Origin of the sequence: Winkia neuii subsp. neuii DSM 8576, from assembly GCF_000420405.1 — a bacterium.
In the GTDB taxonomy this organism is placed as follows: Bacteria; Actinomycetota; Actinomycetes; order Actinomycetales; family Actinomycetaceae; genus Winkia; species Winkia neuii.
This window is the reverse complement of the sequence record NZ_ATUW01000005.1, coordinates 19,877-35,807: the sequence shown is the minus strand read 5'-3', so window position 1 is coordinate 35,807 and position 15,931 is coordinate 19,877. Positions and strand designations below refer to the sequence as shown.

The 15,931-nt window shown below is 53.9% G+C and carries 14 protein-coding genes; 5 read left to right on the top strand and 9 right to left on the bottom strand.

Features of this window, described 5'->3' with window-relative positions:
- Position 1: 1 nt before the first annotated feature.
- Positions 2–1,009, bottom strand: coding sequence for a GNAT family N-acetyltransferase (locus G437_RS10930; protein WP_101590572.1), 1,008 nt, complete (start codon positions 1,007–1,009; stop codon positions 2–4).
- Between the two features lie 48 nt (positions 1,010–1,057).
- Positions 1,058–3,172 carry a DNA gyrase/topoisomerase IV subunit B gene (locus tag G437_RS0105850; RefSeq protein WP_024331642.1) on the bottom strand — a complete coding sequence of 705 codons (2,115 nt, stop codon included), beginning with the start codon at positions 3,170–3,172 and terminating at the stop codon, positions 1,058–1,060.
- A 129-nt stretch (positions 3,173–3,301) separates the two neighbouring features.
- On the opposite strand from G437_RS0105850, the gene G437_RS0105845 reads away from it, so the two are divergent.
- Complete coding sequence (locus G437_RS0105845) at positions 3,302–3,508, top strand: DUF7455 domain-containing protein (RefSeq protein ID WP_024331641.1); 207 nt, start codon at positions 3,302–3,304, stop codon at positions 3,506–3,508.
- A gap of 64 nt (positions 3,509–3,572) precedes the next feature.
- Here G437_RS0105845 and G437_RS0105840 read toward each other — a convergent pair whose 3' ends face one another.
- Positions 3,573–4,802 carry an RNA polymerase sigma factor gene (locus G437_RS0105840; protein ID WP_024331640.1) on the bottom strand — a complete coding sequence of 410 codons (1,230 nt, stop codon included), beginning with the start codon at positions 4,800–4,802 and terminating at the stop codon, positions 3,573–3,575.
- Between the two features lie 144 nt (positions 4,803–4,946).
- On the opposite strand from G437_RS0105840, the gene G437_RS0105835 reads away from it, so the two are divergent.
- A complete protein-coding gene (locus G437_RS0105835; protein ID WP_024331639.1) occupies positions 4,947–6,002 on the top strand; it encodes a polyprenyl synthetase family protein in 1,056 nt (351 codons plus the stop codon).
- Here G437_RS0105835 and G437_RS0105830 read toward each other — a convergent pair.
- A complete protein-coding gene (locus G437_RS0105830) occupies positions 5,999–6,343 on the bottom strand; it encodes an Rv2175c family DNA-binding protein (RefSeq protein ID WP_024331638.1) in 345 nt (114 codons plus the stop codon). The genes G437_RS0105835 and G437_RS0105830 overlap by 4 nt on opposite strands.
- A 72-nt stretch (positions 6,344–6,415) precedes the next feature.
- On the opposite strand from G437_RS0105830, the gene pknB reads away from it, so the two are divergent.
- The gene (gene pknB / locus G437_RS0105825) at positions 6,416–8,422 is read left to right on the top strand and encodes a Stk1 family PASTA domain-containing Ser/Thr kinase (RefSeq protein WP_081638918.1); all 2,007 of its coding nucleotides are present in this window, start codon (positions 6,416–6,418) and stop codon (positions 8,420–8,422) included.
- Positions 8,423–8,697: 275 nt separating this feature from the next.
- On the opposite strand, the gene G437_RS0105820 is transcribed toward pknB, so the two are convergent.
- The 3 genes from G437_RS0105820 to G437_RS0105810 all read right to left on the bottom strand — a co-directional run bounded on the left by G437_RS0105820 (position 8,698) and on the right by G437_RS0105810 (position 12,130).
- Positions 8,698–10,026 (bottom strand): class II 3-deoxy-7-phosphoheptulonate synthase, encoded by a 1,329-nt coding sequence (locus tag G437_RS0105820; protein ID WP_029769355.1) that lies wholly within the window; start codon positions 10,024–10,026, stop codon positions 8,698–8,700.
- A gap of 79 nt (positions 10,027–10,105) precedes the next feature.
- Complete coding sequence (locus G437_RS0105815) at positions 10,106–11,326, bottom strand: pyrophosphate--fructose-6-phosphate 1-phosphotransferase (RefSeq protein WP_024331635.1); 1,221 nt, start codon at positions 11,324–11,326, stop codon at positions 10,106–10,108.
- Positions 11,327–11,416: 90 nt separating this feature from the next.
- Positions 11,417–12,130: a lysophospholipid acyltransferase family protein gene (locus G437_RS0105810; protein WP_024331634.1), complete on the bottom strand. Its 714-nt coding sequence runs from the start codon at positions 12,128–12,130 to the stop codon at positions 11,417–11,419.
- Positions 12,131–12,197: 67 nt separating this feature from the next.
- Here G437_RS0105810 and G437_RS0105805 point away from each other — a divergent pair, with 67 nt between their 5' ends.
- Positions 12,198–12,611, top strand: coding sequence for a hypothetical protein (locus G437_RS0105805; protein WP_024331633.1), 414 nt, complete (start codon positions 12,198–12,200; stop codon positions 12,609–12,611).
- Positions 12,601–14,349 (top strand): DEDD exonuclease domain-containing protein, encoded by a 1,749-nt coding sequence (locus tag G437_RS10560; RefSeq protein WP_081638917.1) that lies wholly within the window; start codon positions 12,601–12,603, stop codon positions 14,347–14,349. The genes G437_RS0105805 and G437_RS10560 overlap by 11 nt, the downstream gene beginning before the upstream one ends.
- Here G437_RS10560 and trpD read toward each other — a convergent pair.
- Entirely contained in the window at positions 14,339–15,382 is a 1,044-nt protein-coding gene (gene trpD / locus G437_RS0105795; protein ID WP_024331631.1) for an anthranilate phosphoribosyltransferase, read from the bottom strand. The two genes, G437_RS10560 and trpD, sit on opposite strands and share 11 nt — an antisense overlap.
- The gene (locus G437_RS0105790; protein ID WP_024331630.1) at positions 15,379–15,783 is read right to left on the bottom strand and encodes a response regulator; all 405 of its coding nucleotides are present in this window, start codon (positions 15,781–15,783) and stop codon (positions 15,379–15,381) included. The genes trpD and G437_RS0105790 overlap by 4 nt, the downstream gene beginning before the upstream one ends.
- Positions 15,784–15,931 lie beyond the last annotated feature (148 nt).

Genomic DNA, 15,931 nt, shown 5'->3' with positions numbered 1-15,931 from the left:
GTCACAACTCTATTGAATAGACCTTGCGGGCACCGACTTTTTCGAATTCCAACTCCTGCAAAATCGGGTCTAACGCCCATTTTGAGGCTTCGTCCAATTCGAGAGCTATGCGCCTGCCGCCCTGGCAGGCAGCCTTTTGACAGATAACAGATAGCAGCTGCGCAAGCGCATCGCCACGATGCGGCTTGCGAGCGGCTGTAACCTGACACTGTACGTCGGCATCTTCTTGCCCTAAGCGAAGCCCCTCTTCGCGAGTTACTAAAACCACTGCCTTCAACTTTTCAGCTTGCAAGAGCGCCAAAGAAAGATCCGGATCCATACGCTCAAGAACGTCCTCGGCCCACCCACGTACCTGGTCTGCAGTAGCTCCCAGGGAGGTGCGTTCAGAGATCACAAAATCCATCAATTCGCCCCGGTCTATATCTGAGGCGGGCACAACCCTACCTTGAGACCGGGCAAAGTCACAGGGGACGTCAGCTAAAGAGCGGGACAGACAAAGTAGAGTCGACTTGGCAGAAAAGCCGCCGGCGATATACATTCGCCTGCGATCTTGTAATTTCACATCTACTACGTTCAGGATCGAGGCAGGCACCTCAGATAGGTCACCAAATACCTGGACGAGCAACTGGCGCGCGCGAGCATCCTGCCATGCGAGCAGGGCCCTGCCAATTCCACGCCCCCGCCACGTCGGCGAGGTAACTGCAAACAGCTCTGCCCGCGCAGGCAGCTGATCCTGGTTAATTAGCGTTACGGCTGCGAAGGCAGCAATGTCTCCACGAGCATCTTGCCCGACTATTGCATCCTGGAATTGATCTGGCTCAACTAACCGTTCCAGGCGGGATGAAGGGGTAGGCCGCACAACCCTATCGTGATTTTCGCAATAGTAAACGAACCTGGAGAGCGCCGGCAGGTCGCTTGCAGAAGAAAAACGCCACGTCAATCCCAGGTGTGGGCCAGGCAAGGCAGCCCGAAACGGCGGATGCACACGGTTAACTAATGGTTCGGACACGTTTCTCATTGTAATAGGTCTTTAGTCTTTCACGGTAACTGGTCTCAGCTAGGCATCAATGCGCTCGCGGTCGAATTCGTGCGACCCTGCCACGATGAAATCACGCCTGGGAGGGACTGTAGACCCCATGAGTAGTTCGAATACTTCCTCGGCCTTTTGCAAGGCCGCCTCGTCCTCCAATGTAACCCTACGCAACGTGCGATGTTGCGGTTCCATAGTGGTTTCGGCAAGCTGGTCAGCATCCATCTCGCCAAGCCCTTTATAGCGTTGGATTGGCTCCTTATATGTCCTGCCTGCCTTTTTCAATTCGGCTAATTTTTGATGCAATTCAGCCTCCGAGTAGGTGTAGATGTACTCCCGTGGCTTTCGTCCCTTGGCGGCTACCTCAATGCGGTGAAGCGGAGGTACCGCAGCATAGACCCGCCCCTGCTCGATTAGCGGACGCATGTAACGGAAGAAAAGCGTTAGCAACAAGGTCCTGATGTGCGCTCCATCCACGTCCGCGTCGGTCATCATCACGATTTTTGAATAGCGAGCGGCGTCGATGTCAAAGCTACGCCCGGATCCGGCTCCTACAACCTGGATAATTGCCGAGCACTCGGCATTCGACAGCATGTCGGAGGTAGACGATTTTTGAACATTTAAGATCTTTCCACGGATGGGAAATAATGCCTGAAATTCGCTATTTCTAGCTACCTTTGCCGTTCCTAGGGCGGAATCGCCCTCTACAATAAACAGCTCCGAGCGAGAGACTTCGTTAGTGCGGCAATCCGCTAACTTCGCGGGCAGCGAGGAGGTCTCCAACGCATTCTTGCGGCGAGAAATCTCTTTTGAGACGCGGGCAGAAACGCGTGCTCGCATCTCGCCTACTACCTTCTCGAGAATCGTGAAGGTCTGCGACTTATCCTCGCGATTACTTGACGTAAAACGTTTCTTCAGGCCCTCGGTAACTATCTTGTTTACGGCCTGGCGCGCCTGCACGGTGCCAAGTATTTCCTTAGTTTGCCCTTCAAACTGGGGTTCAGGCAGCGAGACGGTAACCACCGCAGTAAGCCCGGCGAGGACATCATCTTTTTCTATTTTGCCGTCGCGTGAACCTACCTTCAATTTGCGCGCAGATTTCTCGATCTGGGCGCGCACCACCTTCACCACAGCCTGCTCAAAACCAGTTATATGGGTGCCGCCCTTGGGCGTAGCAATAATATTTACGAAACCTCGGATGTCAGTTTCGTAACCTGTCCCCCAACGTAAGGCTACAGAAACGTGGCAGTTGCGCTCGCGTTCCACGGGAGCAAGATGACCGGTTTCGGGACTGATCTCCTGAACCATTTCTTTGTAGGGGTAGTCGCCCTCGATCGACCAAGTGTCACTGGCGGCGTTATCTTTGGCATTAAATTCGACAAAATCAGCAATACCGCCAGAAAAATGGAAAGTCTCTACGAGAGGATCGGCTCCGCGCTCGTCGCGACACTCGATCGTGACCGTAGGCACCAAAAAACAGGTTTGTCGAGCTCTAGCAAGCAGCAATTCCCAATCGAATGATTCAGTTGGCGGAAAGATTTGAAAATCATCCCAAAACCTAACTCGAGTGCCACTCAGTGTTTTTTTGGTTTTCCCAACCACGGCCAGCTCAGATTTTTCCCCGAAAGGAGTGAAAGGAGATTCTGGGGTGCGCCCGCTAGAATCGTCAAAGATTCCGGCCTGCCCTCGTTTAAAACACATTTGATATGTTTTACCGCCCCTGTCAACCTGCACATCCAATCTGGCAGACAAGGCGTTTACTACCGAGGCCCCGACCCCGTGCAGCCCGCCTGCAGCCGCGTAGTTCCCAGAATCAAATTTGCCGCCCGCATGCAGTTTTGTGTAAACCACCTCGACGCCGCTTTTACCGGTGCCCCGCACATTGTCGACGGGGATACCTCGACCGTTGTCGCTGACTGAGACTGAATGATCTGGGTGTAAAGTAACCACAATCTTGTCGCAGTAACCTTCAACGGCCTCGTCGACGGCATTGTCCACGATCTCCCAAACGCAATGCATAAGCCCACGCCTGTCGGTTGAACCGATGTACATGCCGGGACGCTTGCGTACCGCATCGAGGCCTTCCAGCACCGTGAGGTGCTGGGCATTATATTCCTGTTTCTTCTTCTGGGAGGCACTCACCTGGACATTCTATTAGCAATTCACTCCAACTTCCGTAGCGACTCGAGCGGGCCCCTAACCCATTGCGCCCCTGGCGTAAATAGCCACTTAGAATAGCCTAGAGAGCGTTTTAACGTCCACAATAGGGATATGGAAACGACTATCGAAAGAACCGAACAGACACAGACTTTCACGGCTGCTGATCGTTGCGATGCCTGTGGCGCCCCGGCCCTAGTCCGCGCAAACCTCATCTCAGGGCAGCTACTTTTCTGCGGCCACCATGCCCGCAAGTTCGAGGCGAAGCTGCGCCAGCAGGCGGTTTCACTCGACGACCCAGAACATCTACTAAAAGCCTAACTAGGCTACACAGACTTAGTGCCGGGGCCCGTGCAACGGGCCCCGGCACTGTTATAAATGCTGCTCAGTCCAAGTAGTCGCGAAGAACCTGAGACCTGGAGGGATGGCGGAGCTTCGACATAGTTTTAGATTCGATCTGGCGAATGCGCTCGCGCGTAACTCCGTAAACTTTGCCGATCTCGTCCAAGGTCTTCGGCTGACCGTCGCCAAGGCCAAACCGCATCGACACCACCCCGGCCTCACGTTCTGAGAGCGTATCCAGTACCCTGTGCAACTGTTCCTGCAGAAGCGTAAAGGAAACCGCGTCCGCGGGGACCACGGCCTCGGAATCTTCGATCAGGTCGCCAAATTCAGAATCTCCGTCTTCCCCAAGCGGAGTGTGCAACGAGATTGGCTCGCGACCGTACTTTTGCACCTCGACGACTTTCTCGGGAGTCATATCCAGCTCCTTGGCAAGTTCCTCGGGAGTGGGTTCGCGTCCCAGATCCTGTAGCATCTGCCGCTGCACTCTGGCTAGCTTATTGATGACCTCGACCATATGTACCGGAATGCGGATTGTACGAGCCTGGTCGGCCATTGCCCTAGTTATAGCTTGGCGAATCCACCAGGTTGCATAGGTTGAGAACTTGTAGCCCTTCGCGTAATCGAATTTCTCGACCGCGCGAATTAGCCCAAGGTTGCCCTCCTGAATCAGATCCAAGAAAAGCATTCCTCTACCTGTGTACCGCTTAGCTAAGGACACCACTAGACGCAAATTCGCTTCGAGTAAGTGATTCTTGGCGTGCTGGCCATCAATGCTAATTGCCCGCAGGTCACGCATTTCCTTAGAAGTCATGGTCTGCGCATCTTGCTTCATCTTGTAGTCAGCGTAAAGACCGGCCTCGATGCGCCTGGCCAAATCCACCTCTTCTTCCGCATTTAGCAGAGGTACCTTACCGATCTGTTTCAGGTAGTCCTTTACCGGATCCGCGGTGGCACCGGCTACGGTTACCTGCTGTGCCGGCTCGTCGGCCTCGTCCTTTTCTGAAATTGTGAAGCCAGACTTCTCGTTTCGACGTCCGCGCCTGTGATGGCCCTTTAAAGCTGCTTTCCCCCTGGGATGGGTACCTGTTCCACGTGAGCGACGCCCACTCGAAGTCGAATGAGTCAGCTCAGCAGCCTCAGCCACATCCCCGGTCTTCTTCTTTGCTCCGGAACTTTTTGCCGAAGAGGCCTTGTTTCCGCTAGTTTTACTGGTAGCATTTACTTTGGCTGCTGCCTTGGAAGCGGTGTTCTTAGAACGCGAAGTTGACACGAATGCCCTTTCGTAAACCAGTTTCCGCTGTGCGGATCAAATCGTCTATCGTCTCGCCATGCGGCGTACTAAGCACAATTATAACAACGAAAACCTCTTTGTCCCTCCAAGAACCCTAGCTGAGGGTGCGATAGGCTGAGGATTGTGACTTTTAACAGCCAAGAATTAGATGCCTTTTTGGACCACTATTTGGCCACCTGGCGGGCCAAATGGCCGTCCTCGGCACTGTTAGATGCCCTCCGTGACGGACTTCGCCATTACACCAAGGGCGGAAAAAGACTCAGAGCCCGCGGAGTCGAACTTGGCTTTTCGCTGGTGGCCGATTCGACCACCCCTGCTCGAGCCTCACTGCTAGGACAGGCGGCAGTTGAAATATACCAGGGCAGCGCTTTAGCTCACGATGACATAGTAGACAACGCAGATAAGCGCCGCGGAGCCGCTTCCCTACACCGTTTTTACGAGTACTTCCATGCCGCCTCCAACTTCCGCGGCAACCGCGAGGCATTCGGAAAAAATTCGGCTCTCTTAGCCGGGGATCTACTACTTTCGCTTTCACAAGAACTAGCAAATGAGGCCTCTGACCTAGCCCCCACAAACCAGCCCCGAGATACTTTCGTGCAGATGACTGCCGAAGTGGCCATGGGACAGTTTTTGGACTGCGCTTTAGAAGATGCACCGCTCATGGACGATCCTGAACTAGCCCTGCAAACCGCGCTCGAAGTTATAAAGCATAAGGCGGCCCGATACTCGGTTTGTCTTCCGGTCGTTTTCGGCGCGCAATTAGCAGGGGTTCAGCCCCAAGTGAGGCAAGTTCTAGAACAAATCCTCGAGCCGTGGGGATGTGCCTTCCAACTGCGCGACGACCAACTCGGCACGTTCGGGGACGATTCCCTGACTGGCAAAGTTACCGGGGGCGATTTGCGCGAGGGCAAACGCACTGTTCTAGTTGCCCTCACCATTCGCCGCCTACAGGATTCAGCCGGTGAATTCCTAGCTCACCTTGGCACAGACCTTACAAGTGAGCAGGTTAAACATATGCAGGCCACCATAAAAAGGTGCGGGGCCTACGAAGACCACGAAGAACTTATAACCCAGCTCTTGGAGCGAGGCAACGCCCATCTTCGCAACCTGCAAATCGACCAGGCGCACAAGCAGGCATTAGAAGATTTTCGCGATTTGTTGATAAACAGAAAATCCTAAAATGCAAGAGCACTGGCGTAGGAGTTGACCTGCTTCTTCCTACCCTGGCGGAGCGCGTCAATCGGGCGGCCTTCAAAAGTGTCATCGCCTTCTAACAGCCACGAGGTTGCCTCAGCAGCACTCATTCCGGAGTCCTGCAGCACAGTCATCGTCCCTTCAAGACCGTCTACCAACGCATACCCGCCCTCGGCGTGCACTAAAAAATCCTCAGGGATACACAAAATCCCCTGCGCGTTCCTTAGGGATCCAATCTTTCCCTCGCGCACTGCGGAACGCAGCTTCGAATACGGAATTGCAAGACGCTCAGCAACGTCTGGAAGAACAAGTAATTTTTCGCTCATGCGCTTAAGCCTACATTGAGGGCATTGGCGTGTGTAAACTAGCCAGAGGCGCTATAGCCATAGAATACGACCATGGAAAGACCTATGCCGCAAAAGAAGGCCAAGGGGGCCCGCACAGTCCACTTTCCATTTAAAAAACCCAAGGTCACCGACACGAAACCCTTACCCGACAGTGCTGAGGCTAGTACAACCACTGTCGATCCGTTATTAGGAAAACTCGTTGACGGGCGCTACCTGGTCCTAAGCAAAATCGCCTCGGGGGGAATGGCCACCGTATATAAAGCTCGGGATGAACGGCTGGACCGGCCCGTCGCCCTGAAGGTTATGCACCCACACCTTTCAGGTTCGGCAGATTTGGTTGCACGTTTCCGCCGCGAAGCCCGAGCCACCGCTCGAATAAATCATCCCTCCGTAGTGGCAGTTTTCGATCAGGGAATTGTAAACGGGGCTGGCTATCTAGTTATGGAGCTCGTCAACGGCACAAACCTCCGCGAACGCCTACGCAAAGAAGGCGCACTACCTCTTGGGGAAAGTCTTTCCATAATCGCGTCCGTTCTAGAGGCACTGGCCCCCGCCCACAGATCTGGTCTCATTCACCGCGACGTAAAACCTGAAAATGTCCTGCTTCCTGCCGCAGGTGGGGTGAAAGTTGCTGATTTTGGTCTAGCTAGGGCCGTCTCCGACGCTACGATGGCTACTACAGGCTCAGTTTTGGGAACAGTGGCATATATCCCGCCTGAGCTCGTAACCTCTGGGGAAGCTGATGCCCGCTCCGACATTTATTCGGTCGGCATTATGGCTTATGAACTGATTGCCGGCCATCCTCCCTACGAAGCCTCTTCACCTATAGCGGTCGCCTGGTCGCACGTCCACGAGGATGTACCTCGTCTGTCCACCTCGCTTCCATGGATTCCCTCCGAGGTAGACGACCTAATCTGCGCTATGGCTGCACGTGAAGGCGACGATCGTCCTCAAGATGGGGCCTCTGCCGCACGCTACGTGCGCGAAGTACTTGCCACCCTGGATCCCAAGACTCTTGAACGGCGAGCAGAGGTAGCCCCCGCGGAAGAGCCCGCAGAGGTAGAACCTGCGCAAATCGCTAAGTCATCGTCAACCGCCGCGCTAGACTACGGCTCAGGAACTTCCGCGTTGCCTCTGGGGGCAATCGACTCACCTAAGAAGGCCCGCCCCACCAAGAATTGGCCTGCGCTCATCGGCGTAGCAATTATCGTGGCCACCCTGGTAATTGGAGGTGTTTGGTATTTCGTATACGGGCCAGGCAGGCACGTTACAGTACCCGACGTGGTGGGGCTACAGGCCCAGACTGCCGAAAAATTGGTACAGGATGCCGAGCTCACCCTCGACAAGAAGCTGGAGTATTCGGACACGGTCCCGAAGGGCATCGTAGTCTCATCTTCTCCCTCCGCCAAGAAAAAGGTGAAACTGCACACAAAGATTCGGCTGGTAGTTTCGAAGGGCGTGCATATGGTTTCACTACCTGATGTAGTGGGAATGGATAAAGAGCAGGCACTTGCCACTTTGAGGAAGGCTCCCCTATCGATAGGCAAGGTAAGTGAGGAGTATTCGGATTCAATTCCAAAAAATAAGGTAGTTTCTACTACGCCTACTGCCCCCCAGTCTCTGCGTCATCACACTAAGATCGCACTGGTGGTCTCTAAGGGGCGCGAACCGGTAAAGATTCCCGACCTCACTGGGAAAACTGCCTCCGAGGCCAATAAAATAGCAGCTGATCTAGGGCTACGCGCTACGGTGACGGAAGAATACTCCAACGAGGTAGAAAAAGACAAAATCATCCGGCAGGATCCGAAAGGTCCGACCGATGGATTCAGGCGTGACCCAATTTCCTATGTAATTTCGCTCGGGCCAGAAGAGAAAGAGGTGCCGAATCTACGCGGACGCAAAATGGAAGATGCTAAGGCTGAGTTGGAAAAACTAGGATTCAAGGTGAATGTGCAAAGTAAGCTTCTAGGCATAGATCCACACCACGTTTATGACCAAACTCCAAAGGCTGGTCAAAAGGCAAAAGTGGGCTCTACTGTGATTTTGATACATGTTTAGATCCGGGAATTTGAGCTCAAAGAGTTACTTTTGCCAATTACTCTAATTAGCGATTGCCTCTTCAGTTCGTGGCGAAATACTCTACCTGGAACCACAGCGGTAACGCCCTCGAAATCGCATATACTCAGGTTCTGTCTGCGGATTGAAGCCCAGATCAGATTATTCTTTTAGCTGGGCAAAAGCAGGTATGGGTTCCCCTTCACTCGCCAAAATGGTTTTTGTGTGGGCAACCGTCACCTCCGCTAAGCGCATACGCAGCGATGGCTTACCCGCCCCTATCCGTTTAGCAACGAAGCTACTTGGAACGCCATTTCGAGCGATTGCTGGTGATTTAGGCGGGGATCTACAAGCGTTTCATATCGGGAGCCCAGATCGGCTTCGCAGATGGGTTCTGAACCTCCAATTACCTCGGTTACATCGTCGCCAGTGAGTTCAACGTGAATTCCTCCAGGAACTGTGCCGGCCTCACGGTGAACTTCAAAGAATCCGCGCACCTCGTCCAAAATCGTGTCAAAGCGACGGGTCTTATAGCCCCCCGAGGTAATCGTATTGCCGTGCATTGGGTCAGTCAGCCAGGTAATCGGCCGGCCGTCAGCCTTTACAGCTTCAACCAGATGCGGCAAGCGCTCTCTAATATTTGCTGCCCCCATACGAGTAATAAGGCTTATGCGCCCTTCCTCACCATTGGGATTGAGCTTGTCAAGGAGGGCGAAAATGTCGTCGGGGCGGGCATTAGCCCCGATCTTAATTCCAATTGGATTTTTCACCTTGCTCAGTAGTTCCACGTGCGCTCCGTTTGGATCCCGGGTGCGCTCGCCAATCCACACCATGTGCGCCGAGGTGTTGTACAGATCGTTTGTGCGCGAATCAACCCGCGTGAGGGCAGCCTCGTATTCGAGCAACAGTGCCTCATGAGCGCTGTAGAAGTCAACGTATTGCAAAGCGTCGAAATCCACCCCGCAAGCTTTCATAAAGCGCAGCGCATGATCTATTTGAGCAGCTAGCTGCTCAAACTTCTTGTACGCCGGGTTTGAAGTAAAGCCACGGTTCCAAGCGTGTACCTCGCGAAGATCGGCGTAACCGCCCTGAGTAAAAGCACGTATTAGATTGAAAGTGGTCCCCGAGCGCGTGTACGCTCCCAAAAGCCTGGTAGGATCCGGCACCCGGGCCGACTCAGTAAATTCGTGAGAATTTACCGAGTCGCCCCTGTAAGAGGGCAGCGTGATTCCGTCGCGGACTTCCACGTCACTTGAGCGGGGCTTGGCGTATTGGCCCGCCATTCGCCCAATTTTTACTACCGGGATACCGCCTGCGTAGGTTAGGACTATAGCCATCTGCAAGATGGTTTGGATTTTTAGACGCACATGGTCAGCAGTAGATTCGGCGAACGTTTCGGCACAATCGCCCCCCATTAGCACGAAAGCCTCTCCGCGCCCGGCTTCGGCTATCTGAGATTTTAGCTTGTCGACTTCCCCGGCAAATACAAGCGGAGGACGTTGCTCCAGATCGGCAACCACCGTACGCAGGGCCTGCTCATCGGGGTAAGTAGGCTGCTGGAGGGCAGGAAACCTCCGCCACGACTGTCTGGGATCTTCGCTAAGCATGCAAAATATAATAGAGGGCGCACGCCCATCTTCGCGGTGGATTCCGAAAAGCGGGCGTGCGTGAGCAAATACTCGCTAATTATTTCGCGAGAGCCTTCCCGCGTGGTTGACCGATCTGCTCGAGCATCTGGGCAAACCAGTCAGTGTCAACATCAAAGGGCTTGCCCCCCTTGATGCGGGCAAAGTCGATTACCGACAGCTTGTCGCCATTATCTTCGTCTTGACCGATGACGCCAGGCTTCCCTGCGTGTGCAGATTCTACCGCCAGATCACACATAGACTTGATGAGCTCCAAATCTTCCTTATTCGCAGCCGCAGAACGCGCGAAATACCCGGACTTTTGCACCATAACCTTCTCGGCACCAATGCGCTTTGCAAACTGGCCAGCGAACCAATTTCCGGGGTTAATAGTGTCTAGCTTAACGTGACCGAAAGCATCCTTTTGGACCTCTTCGCCGGCCTCTTCCATTTCGCGGACTATGTCATCAACGCCAGCTCCCTCTGAAAGGAAGATGTTCACATTGCCGAGCTCGTCCATGATCGCCTTTAAACGCTTAGATTCAGCCTCGATATCGATGGACTCTTCAGGGATGTAAACCGCATGAATATCCCAGCGTTCCTTAGAAAGGCCAATTGAAGGAACCCAGTTGCGCTCATTCAGCCGTTCCCGGTACACCTTCGCAGTCTGGGCTGTAAGGTAACCACAGTTCCGCCCCATTACCTCGTGGACAATTAGCATGCGCGGGCTTACCCTGTGTTCGCCAATTATGTTGGCGGCGAAGGTAGCCCCCTGCTCTGCTGCTGTCCACGCCCCCAGCGACTGGCGAATGGGGTACACGTCGTTGTCGATGGTTTTGGGGAGCCCCACCACCGTTAGTTCGTAGTTGTGCTCGTGCAAATACTGGGCCAGATCCGCAGCAGTGGTATTCGTATCGTCGCCACCGATAGTGTGCAAGACGTCTACATGGTCCTCTTTGAGCTTGTCGGCCGCATATCCTAAGGGGTCTACGCCCTCTGGAATAAGACCGCGCTTAAGCAGATCTTCCTTGTTAGTGAGCTTTACGCGCGAATTGCCAATGGGCGAGCCCCCGAACTCGGTCAGGTTCAGCGCATTCTTGCGGGCTGCCTCGTCCACCACGATGTAATTACCCGTTAGCAAACCGTGGTAGCCATTCTGATAAGCGATAATCTCGACGTCCGGATCCGACTTAGTGTAATTGTCGATCAAGTACCCAACAGAGGCAGACAGACAGGGTGCGAAACCACCGGCAGTTAACAGGGCCACGCGACGCATAGTCATCAATTCCTTCCAAGAAAAATATCTTCTATGTCAGGGCCCATTGTACGGGTTTTGTGTAGGCTAGCGCACACCGCCCCAGTTTCCCACCCTTTACTTCTCACCTGGGACAGGACCGGCAAACTTGCCCTCCTCAGAAAGCTTACGCTTCACGTCAGCAGCATACTTGTCGACATATTCCTGTTCAGAAAGTGACATCAACGAGTACATGATCTCGTCGGTTATGGCACGCAAGACGAAGCGGTCGTTTTCTAGGCCTCGGTAACGCGAGAAGTCGAGGGCAGCACCCACTTTGATGCCAACCCTATGAGGACGAGGAATAACGGTGCCAATAGGTTGGGCGACGTTTGTGCCGATCATAGCTACGGGCACTACGGGCGCTCCAGACTCTAAAGCCATTCGCGCCACCCCAGTTTTACCCCTGTAGAGCCTTCCGTCAGGGCTACGTGTCCCCTCGGGGTAAATGCCGAATAAACCGCCCTCCGCTAGCCGGCGCAGACCGGTGCGCAAAGCCGCCTGACTCTTCTTACCGCCGGTTCTATCGACCGGGATTGTACCTACAGCGCGCATAAACTTAGCGACCAGTTTGCCCTTTATGCCCGTGCCGGTGAAATAGTCGGCTTTGCCCATAAAAACTACTTCACGTTCAATCATCAACGGCAGGAAAAAAGAATCTATAACTGCCAGGTGATTAGAGGCAAGAATCGCAGGGCCCTCCTGCGGAATGTTGTGAGCCCCTTCAATCCACGGTTTATAGACAATCTTCAAAATCGGGCCCAAAATAGCCTTCAGCAGTCGATAAAACACGTCTTTCCCTTCGAAATTGCCTTGCGCCAGCTTTCACCTGTGGGTGCAAGGCGCTAGTCTTCATCGTATGACGGGAAAGCAGAACTCGGGGCGCGGCGAGCCGGAAGATATGTCAAAAAGCGAAATAGATCGTAGGTTTGCCGACATTGTTGGAGACGTCGACATGTCCAGTGCCGCCGGGATGGGGGTGCGCATGGACAAAGCAACACCTTCTCCAGGTGCAATGGCCGGCCGAGGGCCGCGCGACTACTCACTGGCCGAGCAGAATTTTGTTCCCGAAAGGCCATCTGGGAAACTGATGCCTTCGTGGCCTATGGTGGCTTTTATCTGCATGTGGGCTGTGGTTATTATCACAAGTTGCGTTTACTTTTTTATAGGCCGCACCATGCCCCCTCTTCTAGGGGGAGCACTTATAGTTATCGCCTTAGCTACCCCCATTCCGCTCACAATTGGGCTGCGTTCTGAGCGCAATGGCAAGTAGTTTGGCTGCGAAGCTAGCTAGAGTTCGTCAGCTAGATTCGCTGGATGGAACACAATGCGTACAGAGCTCTTTCGCGCAGATGGGCACTCCCCTAAGTGAGGCTACATTTGTTGTTGTGGACCTCGAGACCACCGGAATGGGAGCCGGTGCCGCCATCACGGAAATAGGGGCCGTGAAAGTACTCTCAGGAGCAGTCGAGGGCGAATTTTCCACGCTGGTAAATCCTGCCCAGTTCATTCCGCCCAAAATTACGGCTCTGACGGGCATTACTAATGCCGCAGTGGCGCGTGCACCAAGACTGGCAGAAGCATTTGGGGCGTTTCTGGAGTTTGCCGGACTTTCTAGCTCCACGGTGTTGGTTGCCCACAATGCTTCTTTCGACGTCGGGTTTCTAAAGAGGGCAGCAGCCCAGTTGGGATACGCTTGGCCAAACCCGCTAGTTTTGGACACTCTTGCTCTGGCCCGCATGCTGCTGCCTCGCCCTCAGGTAAAAAACCACAAACTCTCGACGCTAGCCGGGCTGTTTTCTAAAGCTGCTCCCCCGGATCATAGAGCTCTAACCGACGCTCGTGCTACCGTTGACGTCCTGTACGGATTACTCGAAAAGGCGGCCCCTGCGGGTCTTACTCACCTAGAAGATATAGCCACTTTTTCGGCTCCGATTCCACTAAAACGCAGGCGCAAAGTAAGACTTACCAAGGACATTCCAGCTAGGGCAGGAGTCTACTACTTTCGCGCCCAAAACGGCGACGTGCTGTACATTGGCTCCTCGAAAAACCTGAGAGCTCGCACCCGCAGTTACTTCACTGCTTCAGAAGGGCGAGGCCGAATACGCGAGATGCTAGATATCGCGGCTTCACTCACCTACACCCCAACCGTTTCTGAGCACCAGGCACGAATACTAGAACTGGAGGAAATAGATCGCTATAAACCGCCATACAACAGAGCTTCCAGGAACCAAAAACGTCATTGGTGGGTAGAACTTACGCAAGAGGCCGTTCCACGCCTCAAAGTTACGCGAGTGCCCAAGGGAGTTCGGCTCGGCCCATTTTCGTCTAAAAAACGCGCTAGTGCGAGTGCCTTAGCCATCTGTCGAGCTTCCCGCATAAGGCAGTGTGCCTTGCCGCTGCGGAAGGTAGATACGCCTTATCACAAGGACTGTTATCTTGCCCAGACGGGCGGTTGCAGTGCACCCTGCCATGGCTTTACCGAGGCCGATGAAATTGCCTGTGCTGATGCTAAGGAGCTACTAAATGGCCATCTCGCTAGTTTGGTAGAGGCGAGTTTAGAAACAATAGGTGATCTTTCTGCAGCCGAGGAGTTTGAGGCTGCGGCTCTGGAGCGCGACCATTTGAAAGCACTTCTGGATGGGGCTTTCGCCGATTTATGGACTCGCCCAGTGCGCGTTTGCCCAAAAATTATTGCGGCTCGAAAGCTACCAAAGGGAGGTTGGGAAATACTTGGGTTGAGCTACGGAATGGTAGTTGCAACTGCACAGAGCGCCCCCGCAGCCAGTCCTCTTCCTACCATCGAAACACTCGAAGAATGCTGGCCGGATGTGCCAAGCTGTAGAGCGTTTTCTAGGGAGGAGCTCATAGCGAATTCCAAATGGTTACTTAGTGCACCCACAAGAATCATTGTTTGGCAGGGTACACAAACCGACCCCGCCGCATGGCATGTGGACGGGGTCGGCAGATATCTGGATCTCTACAACAAGCTCAAACTGGCTACTTCGTAAGTTCGATCCAGCTTTGCAGTAACTCGGCTGGCCTGCCCGACTGCAACGTATCTTTCGCTATCTGCAGACCATGCTCCAACCGGGTGAGGAGATTTCCGTCGCTGAGCTCGGGATGTTTGCCGTATGCCACGATCCCCCCAGCCGCGTTGAGCAGTACGGCATCGTGGATGGGCCCTGTCTCCCCGTCGATGATGCGCCTGAATACCTGCGCATTGTGCCTTGGGTCTCCCCCGCGCAGGTCCTCTAACGTTGCTTTCGGCAATCCCAGTTGGGTGGCGTCTACCTCGTGGTAGGTAACCTCGCCATCGCGAATGTCCCAGATCTGATTTGGCTCGATTGCAGAAAGCTCGTCGAGCCCCCTGTGGATTCCACGAAACACCAAACCGCGCATGCCACGGGCCACAAACACGCCGGCAACTAGTGGGGCATTCTTTTCGCTAGCCACGCCCACTGCACAAGCTTCCGGTGCAGCCGGGTTGGTCAACGGGCCCAGAACGTTAAACGCCGTGGGGATGCCGAGGACCTTTCGTACCGGTGCTGCGAAGCGCATGGATGGATGGAATAGATTTGCAAAACAGAAGGTAATCCCGATCTTGTGGAAAACCTCGGCCACTTTAGCGGGTTGAAGGTTTAGGTTGACTCCCAACTCCTCGATTACATCTGCTGCGCCGCAAGAGGACGTAGACGCCCGGTTTCCATGTTTTACAACGGGAACGCCGGCGGCCGCAATGATCAAGGAGGCCATCGTAGAAATATTTACCGTATGGGCACCGTCTCCGCCCGTACCCACAATATCCAGCACATCGGTGGGCACGTCTAAGGAAACCGCATGGGACTGCATTGAGTCGGCCAGGCCACGAATTTCGTCGACAGTTGCCCCTTTGGCTGCTAGCGAGGTCAAGAATCCAGCTAACCTAGCATCCCCGGCTTCACCGGTCATCACCTGGTCCATAACCCAGCTGGACTGTTCGTAAGTTAGATCTTTCCCTGCAACCGTAGTTGCCAGAATTTCTGGCCATTTGTTAACGTTCATTGTTTCTGTCTCAGTACTTCTGCTATTGCTTCTTGCATCTGTTTAGGATCAATTGGAAATGGCACGCATGCCGCTGCTTTAGAAAAGTTCGCCAGCCATTGATCCTGGGGGCGGGCAATCGTAAAGACAAAGGCCGGAATATGATCCTGTGAAATAGTATCTGCAATCGTTCTAGCAACGACCAATCCCGAGCTCTTTGCGGCCTCTCCGTCCAGCACCGCCAAGGGGAACACTTTTTCTTCGACTGCCTCTAGCGCTGCAGCGGGAGTAGCTACCTCATGCCATCGAACCTCTGGTAGCCCTTTACCTGGTCTATTTCCAACGGCCCGGATGATGGTTTCGCGGGTTTCCTTGTCGTCGGAGTAAACCAACAGCTCTACCGGGTTCTGTTCGCTAGCCATTTTCTTCCTCTCGAATACAACGTTTACAGGCAGACGCCCGTAAGCAACATGATAGTCAAAAATGTCCAGGGAACGCTCACCTGTCTGAGTTTGTTCCTCTGCTCAGGCGAAAAGTGCTGATCACGACTAAGGTTTAACACAAGGGTCT